Source organism: Rhodococcus sp. T7, from assembly GCF_009872365.1.
Classification (GTDB): Bacteria; Actinomycetota; Actinomycetes; order Mycobacteriales; family Mycobacteriaceae; genus Rhodococcus_F.
Window position 1 is genome coordinate 1 of record NZ_WXYH01000110.1, and the last position, 13,056, is coordinate 13,056.

A 13,056-nucleotide genomic window follows, 5' to 3' on the forward strand; every position below is an offset into this window, starting at 1 on the left:
GGGGACAGTGGTGGCCGCACCCGGAATCAGGTGATGGCGGATTTGTTGTTCGACCGCGGCACCGGGGCCTCGGTGGCGTCGGGGGTGCCGGTGGCGGTGAATCTGGTGATCTCCGACGAGGCCTTGTTGGCAGGTGAGAGCGAGGCGGCGGATGTGGCGGGGTTCGGGCCGGTGCCGGCGGGGATCGCGCGGCAGTTGGTGGCGGATGCTCTAGATGGTGATACCGCGGTGACCTTGCGAAACGTGTACTCGTGTCCGTTGTCGGGGGCGTTGACGGCGATGGAATCGCAGTCGCGGGCGTTCCCGAAAAGTTTGCGGACGTTGATCGATCTGCGGGATCGGACGTGCCGGACGCCGTGGTGTGATGCGCCGATCCGGCATCACGATCACATCCTGTCCCGCCGCAACAAGGGTGCCACCACCGCGCACAACGGGGCCGGTTTGTGCGCGGCGTGCAATTACGCGAAGGAAGGCGACGGCTGGACCGCCGGCCCCGTCAGGCGGCACGGCCGCACGCATCTCTTCGACCTCGGCACCCCGACCAGGCATCACTATCGGTCGGCGGCCCCGCGCCTGCCGTCCGCGGCGCGACGGTCGGAGATCGAGGCGATCCTGATCGCACATCTGCGAGCGTCATGAACTCGAACCGGGTCGCCGCCGCGCGAAACGTCTCACGAAGCGGTGAGGGCGAACACCCGCATCGTGCGGTTCGTTCGGTGCTCGTAGACGCCGTAGACGCGCACCATCTCGTCGAATTCGCGATAGATCCGGGTCCACTCCGGTTCCGTGAGGAGGGTTGCGGTGACGGGGATGTTTTTCCCGCCGATGGTGACCTGCGCGTTCGGCTGGGCGAGGAGGTTCGCCGACCACGCCGGGTGGTGGTCCTGCCCGAAGTTGCTGCCCACGACGAAGATCTGCTGTCCTTCGCGGTAGTACAGGAGCGGGCTCGTCCGCGGCGCGCCCGACTTCCGACCCGTGGTGGTCAGCAGGACCACCGGTGCGGCGATGGGGCCGAGGATCGTGAAGCGTCCCCGGCTCTTCTGCAGGAGCAGGCGATCCACGCCTGCGAGGTTCCGGATCACCCACGATCCGGGTCGGGTGGCGGCAAACTTGGCGGCGGGTTCGCGGAGGAAGCTGGTCTCGCTGCCCCATCGGACGTCGGGGAAGGGTGATTCGGCCATACGCCATCTGACCGCCGGGCGGGAGCGGTGTCAATCACCCGGGAGGAGGTGTCCGGATACGCTATGGCCATGGCTGCGCCCGCGACACCCTCGCCCGTGAATCCACCCGTACGTCCTCAGCCGTCGAGTATCTTCATCGCCTCACCGGAGGGGGACACCGGAAAGTCCACCATCGCGCTGGGTGTCCTGCAGATGCTGTGTGCGTCGGCGGCGAGGGTGGGTGTCTTCCGTCCCATCGCCCGGTCGACGGAGGAGACCGATTACATCCTCGAATTGCTCCTCGAGCACACGACGGCGGACCTCGGGTACGAGGAGTCGCTGGGAGTCACGTACGAGCATGTCCACGCCGACCCGGAGGGTGCGCTCAGCGAGATCGTCGCCCGGTATCACCAGGTGGCGGCGCAGTGCGATGCCGTCGTGGTGATCGGCAGCGACTACACCGACGTGGCCAGCCCGAGCGAGCTCGGCTACAACGCCAGGATCGCCGTGAACCTGGGCGCACCGGTGTTGCTCGCCGTGAAGGGAGTCCGGCGCACCCCCGAGGAGGTCGCGCAGCTCGCGCAACTCGCCATCGGTGAACTGACCGCCCACCACGCGCACCTTCTGGCCGTGGTCGCCAACCGGTGCAACCCCGACGAACTCGACGCCGTCACCGACGCGTTGGCGTCCACCGGTGTGCCCGCGTGGAGTCTGCCCGAGATCCCGCTGCTGGTCGCACCGACGATGGCCGAACTTCTCGAGTCGATCGACGGCAGCCTGTTCAGTGGCGACCCCGAGTTGCTGCACCGGGAGGCGCTGCGGGTGCTGGTGGGCGGAATGACGGCCGAGCACATTCTCGAACGGCTGACGGAGGGCACGGTGGTGATCGCCCCGGCCGACCGGTCCGACGTGCTGCTGGCGATGGTGAATGCGCATGAGGCCGAGGGGTTCCCGTCGCTGGCGGGCATCATCATGAACGGTGGGCTGGTGCCGCACCCGGCGATCGCGAAGCTGATGGCCGGCCTGAAGCCGCGGTTGCCGATCCTCACCACCGATCTGGGCACGTTCGACACGGCCAGTGCGGCAGCTCAGACCCGTGGCCGGGTGGCGGTCGGCTCGCAGCGCAAAATCGACACCGCCCTGAGTGTCATGGAACTCCGGGTGGACGCGCCGACGCTGCTGGACCGGTTGAAGCTGCCCATCCCATCGGTGGTCACCCCGCAGATGTTCGAGTATCAGCTGATCGATCGTGCCCGCCGGAACCGCAAGCACGTCGTGCTCCCGGAGGGAGGTGACGACCGCATCCTCCGGGCGGCCGGGAGGCTGCTGCAACGGCAGGTGGCGCAGCTGACCATTCTCGGCGACGAGGTGCAGGTACGTCGCCGCGCGGCGGAACTCGGTGTCGACCTGGCGGACGCGCAGGTCCTCGACCCGCGGACGTCCGAACACGCCGGTCCGTTCGCGGAGGAGTACGCGCGGCTCCGCGCCCACAAGGGCATGAGTGTGGACCGCGCCCGCGAGGTGATGACCGACATCTCGTACTTCGGAACCATGATGGTGCACTTGGGAATCGCGGACGGCATGGTTTCCGGTGCCGCGCACACCACGGCGCACACCATCCGGCCGTCGTTCGAGATCATCAAGACGCAACCGGGTGTGTCGACCGTGTCGAGTGTGTTCCTGATGTGCCTGTCCGATCGGGTTCTCGCGTACGGAGACTGCGCGGTGGTGCCCGACCCCACGGCCGAACAGCTGGCCGACATCGCGATCTCCTCGGCGCAGACGTCGTCCCAGTTCGGCATCGATCCGCGCATCGCGATGCTGTCGTATTCGACGGGCGACTCCGGCAGCGGCGCGGATGTCGACAAGGTGCGCTCCGCGACCAAACTGGTGCGGGAACGCCGGCCGGACCTGTTGGTGGAAGGCCCCATTCAGTATGACGCCGCCATCGAGCAGAGCGTGGCGGACAAGAAGATGCCCGGTTCGGAGGTGGCGGGCAAGGCGACGGTCTTCATCTTCCCCGACCTCAATACCGGCAACAACACGTACAAGGCGGTTCAACGGAGCGCCGGTGCGATCGCCGTCGGGCCGGTGTTGCAGGGGCTCGCCAAACCCGTCAACGACCTGTCTCGAGGCGCGCTGGTCGAGGACATCGTGAACACCGTGGCCATCACGGCGATCCAGGCGCAGGGAGCAGAGCAGTGACCGAGGGTTCCGTACTGGTACTTAATTCCGGTTCGTCGTCGATCAAGTTCCAGCTGATCCACCCGGACACCGGGAAGTCGTCGGCGTCCGGGCTCATCGAGCGGATCGGGGAACCCGAGGGGCGCATCGTGTACCACCACCGCACCGGGCTGGCGGAGCGTCACGTCCACATCGCCGACCACCGCGCGGGGCTGAAGATGTTGTCGGACATCGTCGCCGAGGTGGGTCGCCCGCTGCGGGAGGCGGGGATCGTCGCGGTCGGACACCGCATCGTCCACGGCGGCGACGTGTTCTACGAACCTACGATAATCGAAGACTCGGTGGTGCAGGCCATCTCGGACCTGTCAACCCTTGCGCCGCTGCACAATCCGGCGAACGTGATCGGGATCGAGGTGGCGCGGGAGGAGTTGCCGGACATCCCGCACGTCGCGGTGTTCGACACCGCGTTCTTCCACACCCTGCCTGCGGAGGCGTCGACGTATGCGATCGACCGGAACGTCGCGCAGGAGCATGCCATCCGGCGGTACGGCTTCCACGGCACCTCGCATCAGTACGTGTCGGGGCGGGCGGCCGAGTTCCTCGGCCGGGACCTGTCGGAGCTGAATCAGATCGTGCTGCACCTCGGGAACGGCGCGTCGGCGTCCGCGATTCGCGGGGGACTGGCCGTCGACACGAGCATGGGCCTGACTCCGCTCGAGGGGCTTGTCATGGGCACGCGGTCCGGCGATGTCGATCCCGGGGTGATCCTGCACCTGCACCGCAGCGGCATGGGTGTCGATCAGATCGACGACCTGCTGAACCGGCATTCCGGACTCAAGGGACTGTCGGGGGTCAACGACTTCCGGGCACTGCTGGCACTCGTCGGCGAGGGCGACGAGGACGCGGCGCTGGCCTACGACGTGTACGTGCACCGGCTCCGCAAATACATCGGCGCCTACCTGGTGGAACTGGGTGGCGTGGACGTCATCACGTTCACCGGGGGAGTCGGCGAGAACAACGTCGACGTCCGCCGCGACAGCCTGGCGGGGCTGGGCCGCCTCGGCATCGTCGTCGACGACGACCGCAACCGCGAAGGTTCCCGTGACGCCCGCCGCATCTCGGCGGACGAGTCCGACGTCCAGGTGCTGGTCGTGCCGACCAACGAGGAGTTGGCGATCGCCCGCGCCGCGGTGGAGCTGATCGGGGCCTGAGCGTTACAGCAGACTCCTGGGCCTGATGGCGTTGGCGAGATCCACCAGCGTGTACCGGTGAGTGCGCTCGGGGGCGTTGCGGGCCAGCGCCCGCAGACCGGCCTCGGCGCCCTTGCGCAGGCCCCGTTCGGTGAACGGCACACCCAGGATCTGCTCGAGTTCCGTCTCCGACGTGTGACCGGCACGCATCCAGTCCAGTGCCGTGCCCAGTACGAGCGTGCGCATCTGCAGTGCCCGGCTCTCCTCGGGTGCGAGCGCGGTGACGCGGAGCGCCGCCTCCCGCAGCGCCAGCTCGTCGATCTCCTCGATCGGCCGTCCGGACAGCAGCATCAGCACACTCGTCATCCGGGCCATGGTGAAGTGCCGGGACGTCGGGGGAACCTGATCGAGGGCGGCGATGGCGCCGGGCAGATCTCCGCGTTCGGTGAGTTGGCGGGCCAGCCCGAATGCGGCACTCACGATGCTGTGGTCGGTGCGCCACACCGTCCGATAGTACGTCTCGGCGAACGTCCGCCACCGGTGGGAATCGGAGCTTTCGCAGTGCTGCAGAATCAGTTCGGCGGTGGCCGCCAGCGCGAGTTTGGGAGCCGTCTCACCGGGCATCGCCTGCAGCACGGACTCGAACCGGGAGAACGCCGTCTCGTGCTCGCCGTCGATCAGCGTCGCGAGTCCGGCGTACCAGTCGACGCGCCAGTTCCCGCCCATCTCTGCCTCCACATCGCGGAGGAGTGTGGTGGCGGTGGCGGCGTCCCCGAGGTCGAGGTGCGCCTTGATCTCGGCGAGGGTCAGTTCCCGGGAGAACGACACGTCCAGGTCGTCGACGACCCGCTCGATCCCGTTCTCGCGGGCGTGCCGAATGGAGTCCAGGGTCTGCTGCGGTTCGCTGTGCACCGCGGCTGCCAGGAGTTGGGCGTTGGGATCGGCCGGGTCGATCAGCGGCACCGCCAGCGCCTGCGCCACCGACAGCGGGTCGAGATTCCTGTCCCGTTCGACGCCGTCGACGTACACGTCCGTCTGCTCGACCGCATCGTCCGTGCCGAAAGTCGTTCGCTGCTTGCTGAACACCGTCGACAGTCCGGGATGCTCCTCGCCGGTCTGCTGCGCGAGCACCTCGCGGAGGACTGCGGTGAGCTGACCGGACATCTCCTCGGCGGACGCGAAGCGCCTGCGCGGATCGGGGTCGGTGGCACGCAACAGGAGCCGGTGGAAGAACTCGTATTCCGCGAGCACCGGCGCCTGTTCGGGGGACGGGATCCCGTCGAGGTACCGGCCCTTCTCGGACGGCATGTCGAGCGTCAGCACCGCGAGTGTGCGCCCCACCGTGTAGATGTCGGAGGCCACGGTCGGGCCGGTCCTGACGATCTCCGGCGCCTGATATCCGGGCGTGCCGTACAGGTACCCGTAGTCCTCGATGCCGGCGACGGCGCCGAGGTCGATCAACTTCAGGGCGTCCTCGGTGACCATCACGTTGTCGGGTTTGAGGTCGTTGTACACCAGACCGGTGGAGTGCAGATATGCCAGCGCGGGAAGGATTTCGAGCACGTACGCGATGGCCTGCTCGACGGGCATACGCTCGGGCCGGGTGTGCGTCGACAGGACGTCGCGTAGCGAATGACCGCCCACGTACTCCATGACGATGTAGCCCATCGGCGTCCCGTCCGCCCGGGGATGCTCCACGAAGTTGAAGATCTTCACGATGCTCGGGTGCGCCACCTCCGCGAGAAACTGACGTTCGGCCACCGCCACGGCCTGAGCCTCGGCGTCGCCGAAGTGCAACAGCCCCTTGAGAACCACCCACCGGTCGCTGACGTTGCGGTCGATGGCCAGGTAGATCCAGCCGAGGCCGCCGTGCGCGATGCAGCCCTGCACCTCGTACTGGCCGCCGATGAGGTCGTTCGGCTCGAGGAGGGGCCGGAAGTCGAAAGTCGCTCCGCACGAAGGGCACAGACCGAACTCGGAGGCCTCGGACGTGGGGCCGCCGCGGCCGACCGGCTTGTTGCACTTCCAGCAGAAGCGCTTGGCCTCAGGGACCTTCGGGTCGGTCATCACCGCCGACGCCGGGTCGAGTGTCTTGACGACGGGCACCTCGACGAGTCCGCCGCCGAGACGCAGGCGCTGCCCGGATCGGGTGCGCGGTGAGCGCGTCGAGCGACCGGTGCCGGACGCACCGGACGGCCGGGACGTCGGCGAAGCAGCCTGGGTGGCCGGCCCGTCGTCCAGTTCTTCCCGAACTGCTGCCTGCGTGGCCTCGTCCAGTTCTTCCCGGACTGCGGCTCGCGTGGCCTGGTCCAGTTCTTCCCGGACGGCGGCCTGGGTGGCCAGGTCCGGGTCGGTGGACTCGGGGTTCTTCGAATGTTGCGGCATGCGTCCCCTCAGTCCTGGTACACGGCGGATGGCGGGGCGGGGGACGGGCCCAGCACCGACAGCCACCGGTCGTACATTCTGGTCCAGGTTCCGTCGCCGCGGATCCGTTCGAGCGTGCGGTTGACGAACCGCACGAGGTCCTCGTTCGTCTTGGTGATGCCGATTCCGTACGGTTCGGCGCCCATGCTGTCCCCGACGATCTCGAGGTACGGGTCCTGGGACGCCAGGCCGGCAAGGATCGTGTCGTCGGTGGTCACCGCGTCGACCTGCCGCTGCTGCAGGACGACCAGGCAATCCGACCACATGGGGACCGTGAGGATCTCGGCGGTGGGCGCGACCTTCTGCAACCGGGTGAGCGACGTCGTGCCGCGGACGACGCAGACCCGCTTTCCGTCCAGGTCGGCGGCGCTGCGGATCGGGGAGCCCTTCACGACCAGAACCCGCTGCTGCGCCGCGAAGTACTCGGAGGAGAACGCCACCCGTTCCTTGCGGTCGCAGGTGATGGTCATCGTCTTCGCGACAATGTCGACCATCGACTCCTGCAGCGCCTTCTCACGATTCGCCGACGTGAGGATGCGGTAGTCGAGCCGGTCCGGGTCGCCGAACAGGTCTCGTGAGATCTCCCGGGCGACGTCGACGTCGAAGCCCTCGATGGCGCCGGTCGCGGGATCGCGGAAACTCATCAGGTTGCTGCCCGTGTCGAGTCCGACGACGAGACGTCCCCGCGCGCGGATGGCGTCGACCGTCGGCATCGGCGTGTCGGTGTCGGGGAACGGGCGCAGGCTCGCGGTGGGATCGCCGCAGTCCTTCTCGGGAGTAGGCGGGGCGGCGCTGGTCTCGGGGGCCGGTGCCGCGGCGGCAGGAAGCGGGGGTTCGGTGTAGGACACGCTCGGGGATCCGACGTGCTCCGGGGCGGCCTCCGCGCACCCGCCGATCAGCAACGCGGCCGCCAACAGCACCAGCGCGACCCGGTGCCGCCTCACTGGTATTCCCTCAACCGGGGCCACAACCCGATGATAATTCCGCAGAGCGCGACGAGTGTGAGGACGACGGCGCCGGAGCCGAGCGCGGTGAGCACCCGGGCTGCGGATTCGACGTTCGACCGCAGATGGTCGCGGGCGGTCCCGATGCCGTCGGTGAGCGCGTCGTCGACGGCATCGAACTGGGCCGCGGAATCCGAGGGTCCCGGCCCGATCGCAACCGTTGCCGCCGAGACGAAGTCGCCCTTCGCGAGGATCTCGTTCATGCGATCGTGCGCCGACGACCAGCTTTTCCAGGCCTCCTCGGCCCGTGCCACGTCGTCGTGGCCGACCGCGCGGTCGCCGTCGTGCGGATAGCCCGACAGCAGGGTGTCGAGTTGACCGGACTTGTCCTCGAAGGCGGCGTCGTAGTCGCCGTTGGAATCCCGGCGGACCAGTTTGAGTGTCTCCTCGGTGCGGGCCTGCTGCGCCAGGATGCGCGCCGCGGTCAACTCGTGCATCGGGCGGGCACCCTGGGTCAGCGCGCGCTTGGTGTCGACCGAGGAGACCACCCCGGCGACGAGCATCCACACCAGGAGTATGGCGGTGCACGACGACGCCAGGATCAACCCGAGATTGAACGTGCGCCTGCTGAGCCGCGCGAGGACGACCTGTGCGACGAGCAGTGCGACGAGTGCGACGAGGACCAGGATCAGCGCCGTCCAGGGCGGACGGGAGTAGTCGCGCTGGATGTCCGCGACGTCCGCTTCCTGCCGGGCGTGCAACTCCTGGGCCTTCGGCAGCATGCTCGTCTGCATCAGCGTCGACGCCTCGCTGAGGTAGGCCGCGCCCACGGGATGACCGGTGCGGTTGTTGGCCCGCGCGGTCTCGACGAGACCGGAGTAGACGCTGAGGTCGGTGGAGATGGAGGCGAGCAGGCGCCTGCTGTCCACGTCGCCTGCAGCGAGCCCGCCGGACGCGTACACGAGGTCGGAGGAGGCCGTGCCGAGCGCCTGCGCGTACGTGTCCCGGAGTTCGGGAGGTTCGAGACCGCCGGAGATGAACGCCGTCGTCGCCGCGGCGTCCGCCACCGACAGGGCGCTGTAGAGGTTCTGCGCCGAGAACGACAGCGGTTCGGTCTCGGCGAGGACGCTGTCGAGGGTGGCCTCCCTGCTGTTCACCGACGACGCGGCCACGAGACCGGCGGTCAGGGTGAGCAGCACCAGGAGCGCGCCGAGGGCGGTGAGCTTGGCGGGTGTCGACGCCAGGAACGCACGCAGTTCCTTACGACGTGCCACAGCGGGGTCGACGTCGTCGTCCGCGGCGGCAGACAGGGCGCGGCTGCCGTGGGGTTCGATCGACGGCGCCTCACGCAGAACCACGTCGCACCCCTCCCGTGTCACGGCTGCACCTTGTGGGGAGCATATAAGCAGGAGTCGGTGACCGGGGATATCGGGCACTTCCGGCAGAAACCGTTAGTGTGAGGGAACTGCAGGGAGACCCATCAGGTCGGACAGGGGTAGTCGATGCGTGGTGACGGTGACGGCTGGGCGACCGGGCCGGACGGCAGTCGTCATTGGGGCAAGCACGGTGCGGCCGGGTTGTTGCTGCGTGCGCCGCTCCCGGACGAGACGCCGGCCGTGCTGCTACAGCACCGTGCGGCCTGGAGCCACCAGGGCGGGACGTGGGCGCTGCCCGGCGGTGCCCGGGACAGCCACGAGACCACGACCCACGCCGCGGTGCGCGAGGCGCACGAGGAAGCCGGCATCGAGAGTGCGACCATCCGCGTCCGCACGGAGGTCGTCACCATGAAGGCCGCGAGCGGCTGGAGTTACACCACGGTGATCGCCGACGCCGAGCGTCCACTGCCCACCGTCGCGAACGGTGAGAGCACCGAACTGCGCTGGGTGCGGGAAACCGACGTCGCCGGGCTGCCACTACACCCCGGATTCGAAGCGGGGTGGCCGCAACTACGCACCACCGAGGTGCGACTGCTGCTCGACCGGCACGACGTGCTGGGTGAGAGCGGCGCGCCGGCGCAACTGTCGAGGGCGCTGCCCCGCACCGTGCACCTGCCCGGCGGCACCTACGGGTGGCTGCCGCGCATCGAGGTGCTCGAGGCACTGGACGCGGTCGGTCGCCTCGCCGAACCCGCAGGTCACGGCACCACGCTGGGCACGGTGACCGCGGTCGTCACCACCGACCCCGACCTGATCGAACAGTTGCCCGCCACCGTCGTGATCCTGCCGCCCGCCACGGTGCGCGACTGGCTCGAGCAGGCGTAACTACGCGTTCTGCTGCAGCAGGGCGGACAGTGAGCGCGCCGCGGCCTGCGGGTCGCGGGCCTCGGTGATGGCCCGGACGACGACGATCCGATCGGCGCCCGCGGCGAGGATCTCCGGAACCCGGGACTCGTCGATGCCACCGATCGCGAACCACGGGCGGTTCGGCGCGGAGTCGGCGGTCGAGCGCACCAGGTCGATGCCCGACGCGGTCCGTCCGGGCTTGGTGGGGGTCGCCCACACCGGTCCGGTGCAGAAGTAGTCGACGCCGTCCTCGATCGCCGCGAGGCTGGCCTGGGCGCGGCTGTGCGTGGACCGGCCGATCAGGACATCCGAACCCACGACGGTCCGCGCGTAGGGGACGGGCAGGTCGCCCTGGCCGAGGTGCAGGACGTCGGCACCAGCGGCCAGCGCCATGTCGGCCCGGTCGTTGACGGCGAGCAGCGCCCCGTGCCGCCTGGCCGCGGCCGCGAGCACCGACAGTGCCGCCAGTTCGTCCCTGGCGTCCATCGTGCCGAACTTCTTCTCACCGGCCGAGCCCTTGTCGCGGAGCTGGATGATGTCGACGCCGCCGGACAGCGCGGCCTCGGCGAACTGCGCCAGGTCGCCCTTCTCGCGCCGAGCATCGGTGCACAGGTACAAACGTGCTGTTCCGAGGCGGCGCCGACGGTCCGTGAGGTTGCTGTGATGCGAGGTGGTCACGGCATGACGGTAGCCTCTACGGTGAAAGTGCAACACGGGAGTCCCGGGGAACGTGGGGCTGAGAGGGGCTCACGCCGAGCCCGACCGTCATACCTGACCCGGATCATGCCGGCGCAGGAAGTGAGGTGGAGTTCAATGGCGAGATCGGTATCCGTCGTCGGAGGCGGAGTGATCGGCCTGTCGATTGCGTGGCGAGCAGCCCGCAACGGCTGGTCGGTGAAGCTGTACGACCCGTCGATCGGTTCGGGAGCGTCCTGGGTGGCGGGCGGCATGCTCGCCCCGTTGTCCGAGGGCTGGCCCGGTGAGGAGAGCGTCCTCGAACTGGGCAGCGCGTCGCTCGACCGGTGGCCCGAATTCGGGAAGGAACTGGAGGCCGGGGCCGGCGTCGACCTGTTCACGTCGGAGAGTTCGCTCACCGTCGCGCTGGACGGCGCCGACGCCGAAGATCTCCGGACCATCGCCGAGTGGGTGGGGGCGCAGGGCCGGGATCTGCAGATCCTGAATCGCGCCGAAGTCCGCGCCCTCGAGCCGATGCTGGGTCGCGGAGTCCGGTTGGGGCTCTTGGCCGTCGACGAACTGGCCGTCGACAACAGGCTGCTCCTGCAGGCGTTGCAGCGGTGCGCCGTCGACGCCGGGGTGGAGCTGATCGATGAGGCCGTGCGCAGTCTCGACGGCCTCGGCACGGACCAGATCGTCGTCACCGCGGGCATCGCGTCACCGGCACTGTGGCCGGGACTTCCGGTGCGACCGGTGAAGGGCGAGATCCTGCGGTTGCGGGCCCGTCCCGGGGTGACCCCGGCGCCGGGCCGGACCATCCGGGGCAGCGTCCACGGCAGGCCCGCCTACCTGGTGCCGCGCGCGGACGGCATCGTCGTCGGCGCCACCCAGTACGAATCGGGCAACGACACGCAGGTCACGGTGGCCGGTGTGCGGGACCTGATCGCGGATGCCGAGGCGCTGATGCCCGCCATCGGCGAGTACGAACTGCGTGAGACCTCGGCGGGTCTGCGTCCGATGACCCCGGACAACCTGCCGCTGATCGGCCGGGTGTCCGATCGGGTCGTGGTGGCGACGGGACACGGCCGCAACGGCATCCTGCTCACCCCGGTGACCGCCGACGCGACGGTGGCATTGTTGGAGGGCTCGGCACTGGTCGAGGCGAAAGCCGCCGACCCCGAACGTTTCGAGAAAGTAGCGAGGTAGAGATGAGTGAGCAGCAAGTAGTGGTGCCGATCGGCATCAGCGTCAACGGCGAGGATCACGAGTTCACGGAACCGTTGACCGTCACCGGGCTGCTGGAGGCGCTGAACCTGCCGACCAAGGGCATCGCGGTGGCCGTGAACGGCGCCGTGTTCCCCCGCGCCCGGTGGGACGAGTTCGTGGTCCGGGGTTGGGAGATCGAGATCCTCACGGCGGTGCAGGGTGGCTGACACGACTCCCGGCGTGCAGAAGGGCCTCACGATCGCGGGCCGCACGTTCGGTTCACGGTTGATCATGGGCACCGGCGGCGCCGCCAACCTGACGGTGCTCGAAGAGGCGCTCGTCGCGTCCGGCACCGAGCTGACCACGGTCGCGATGCGCCGCGTCGACGCCGTGGGTGGCACCGGGGTGCTGGACCTGCTGCGCCGGCTCGACATCGCGCCGCTGCCCAACACCGCGGGCTGTCGCGGCGCGGCGGAGGCGGTGCTGACGGCGCAACTCGCCCGGGAGGCACTCGAAACCGACTGGGTGAAGCTCGAGGTCATCGCCGACGAACGCACCCTCATGCCCGACGCCATCGAGTTGGTCAGCGCCGCCGAGCAACTGGTCGACGACGGATTCGTCGTCCTGCCGTACACCACCGACGACCCGGTCCTGGCCCGCAGGCTCGAGGACGTCGGCTGTGTGGCCGTGATGCCGCTGGGTTCGCCGATCGGCACCGGGCTCGGTATCGCGAACCCGCACAACATCGAGATGATCGTGGACGGTGCCGGGGTACCGGTCATCCTCGACGCCGGCATCGGGACCGCCAGCGACGCGACCCTCGCGATGGAACTCGGCTGCGACGCCGTCCTGCTTGCCACCGCGGTGACCAGGGCGAAGGATCCGGCGCTCATGGCGTCGGCGATGCGCGGGGCCGTGGTGGCGGGGTACGAGGCCCGGCACGCGGGCCGCATCCCCAAGCGGTTCTGGGCGCAGGCGTCGTCGTAGATCT

Annotated in this window: 12 protein-coding genes and 1 riboswitch; of the genes, 7 read left to right on the forward strand and 5 right to left on the reverse strand. The window is 69.0% G+C overall.

Annotation, left to right across the window (positions count from 1 at the left end):
- The coding region (locus MLGJGCBP_RS12890; protein WP_201453050.1) for an HNH endonuclease at positions 1-639 on the forward strand (639 nt) is incomplete at its 5' end.
- Positions 640-671: 32 nt separating this feature from the next.
- On the opposite strand, the gene MLGJGCBP_RS12895 is transcribed toward MLGJGCBP_RS12890, so the two are convergent.
- Positions 672-1,181 (reverse strand): nitroreductase/quinone reductase family protein, encoded by a 510-nt coding sequence (locus tag MLGJGCBP_RS12895; RefSeq protein WP_160096045.1) that lies wholly within the window; start codon positions 1,179-1,181, stop codon positions 672-674.
- 63 nt (positions 1,182-1,244) lie between these two features.
- Here MLGJGCBP_RS12895 and pta point away from each other — a divergent pair, with 63 nt between their 5' ends.
- Both pta and MLGJGCBP_RS12905 read left to right on the forward strand, forming a co-directional pair.
- A complete protein-coding gene (gene pta, locus MLGJGCBP_RS12900) occupies positions 1,245-3,365 on the forward strand; it encodes a phosphate acetyltransferase (protein WP_160096047.1) in 2,121 nt (706 codons plus the stop codon).
- Positions 3,362-4,555: an acetate kinase gene (locus tag MLGJGCBP_RS12905; protein WP_160096049.1), complete on the forward strand. Its 1,194-nt coding sequence runs from the start codon at positions 3,362-3,364 to the stop codon at positions 4,553-4,555. Before pta ends, MLGJGCBP_RS12905 begins: the two co-directional genes overlap by 4 nt.
- A 3-nt stretch (positions 4,556-4,558) precedes the next feature.
- On the opposite strand, the gene MLGJGCBP_RS12910 is transcribed toward MLGJGCBP_RS12905, so the two are convergent.
- Genes MLGJGCBP_RS12910 through MLGJGCBP_RS12920 form a run of 3 tightly spaced genes read right to left on the reverse strand, consistent with a single transcriptional unit; the run spans position 4,559 to position 9,281 of the window.
- On the reverse strand, positions 4,559-6,919 hold the full coding sequence (locus MLGJGCBP_RS12910; RefSeq protein WP_160096051.1) for a serine/threonine-protein kinase: 2,361 nt from the start codon (positions 6,917-6,919) through the stop codon (positions 4,559-4,561).
- Positions 6,920-6,927: 8 nt separating this feature from the next.
- Positions 6,928-7,902, reverse strand: coding sequence for a glutamate ABC transporter substrate-binding protein (locus tag MLGJGCBP_RS12915; protein WP_160096053.1), 975 nt, complete (start codon positions 7,900-7,902; stop codon positions 6,928-6,930).
- Positions 7,899-9,281 carry a hypothetical protein gene (locus MLGJGCBP_RS12920; RefSeq protein WP_160096055.1) on the reverse strand — a complete coding sequence of 461 codons (1,383 nt, stop codon included), beginning with the start codon at positions 9,279-9,281 and terminating at the stop codon, positions 7,899-7,901. The genes MLGJGCBP_RS12915 and MLGJGCBP_RS12920 overlap by 4 nt, the downstream gene beginning before the upstream one ends.
- Positions 9,282-9,404: 123 nt before the next feature.
- Here MLGJGCBP_RS12920 and MLGJGCBP_RS12925 point away from each other — a divergent pair, with 123 nt between their 5' ends.
- Entirely contained in the window at positions 9,405-10,163 is a 759-nt protein-coding gene (locus tag MLGJGCBP_RS12925) for an NUDIX hydrolase (RefSeq protein WP_160096057.1), read from the forward strand.
- Here MLGJGCBP_RS12925 and thiE read toward each other — a convergent pair whose 3' ends face one another.
- Positions 10,164-10,862 (reverse strand): thiamine phosphate synthase, encoded by a 699-nt coding sequence (thiE, locus tag MLGJGCBP_RS12930; RefSeq protein ID WP_072948505.1) that lies wholly within the window; start codon positions 10,860-10,862, stop codon positions 10,164-10,166.
- 24 nt (positions 10,863-10,886) lie between these two features.
- A riboswitch (TPP riboswitch) is annotated at positions 10,887-10,999 on the forward strand.
- Between thiE and thiO the strand changes: the two genes are divergently transcribed.
- The 3 genes from thiO (at position 10,998) to MLGJGCBP_RS12945 (ending at position 13,052) form a co-directional block, all read left to right on the forward strand.
- A complete protein-coding gene (thiO, locus tag MLGJGCBP_RS12935; protein ID WP_087558913.1) occupies positions 10,998-12,065 on the forward strand; it encodes a glycine oxidase ThiO in 1,068 nt (355 codons plus the stop codon). (Overlaps the previous riboswitch by 2 nt.)
- 2 nt (positions 12,066-12,067) lie before the next feature.
- Positions 12,068-12,292, forward strand: a complete 225-nt coding sequence (gene thiS, locus MLGJGCBP_RS12940) for a sulfur carrier protein ThiS (RefSeq protein ID WP_087558912.1) — start codon at positions 12,068-12,070, stop codon at positions 12,290-12,292.
- Positions 12,285-13,052 (forward strand): thiazole synthase, encoded by a 768-nt coding sequence (locus MLGJGCBP_RS12945; protein WP_179220279.1) that lies wholly within the window; start codon positions 12,285-12,287, stop codon positions 13,050-13,052. Before thiS ends, MLGJGCBP_RS12945 begins: the two co-directional genes overlap by 8 nt.
- Positions 13,053-13,056 lie beyond the last annotated feature (4 nt).

Bases quoted from the DNA above. Each gene is read 5' to 3' on its own strand.
- MLGJGCBP_RS12895 (WP_160096045.1), bottom strand. From the start codon at position 1,181: ATGGCCGAATCACCCTTCCCCGACGTCCGATGGGGCAGCGAGACCAGC.
- pta (WP_160096047.1), top strand. From the start codon at position 1,245: ATGGCCATGGCTGCGCCCGCGACACCCTCGCCCGTGAATCCACCCGTA.
- MLGJGCBP_RS12910 (WP_160096051.1), bottom strand. From the start codon at position 6,919: ATGCCGCAACATTCGAAGAACCCCGAGTCCACCGACCCGGACCTGGCC.
- MLGJGCBP_RS12925 (WP_160096057.1), top strand. From the start codon at position 9,405: ATGCGTGGTGACGGTGACGGCTGGGCGACCGGGCCGGACGGCAGTCGT.
- thiO (WP_087558913.1), top strand. From the start codon at position 10,998: ATGGCGAGATCGGTATCCGTCGTCGGAGGCGGAGTGATCGGCCTGTCG.
- thiS (WP_087558912.1), top strand. From the start codon at position 12,068: ATGAGTGAGCAGCAAGTAGTGGTGCCGATCGGCATCAGCGTCAACGGC.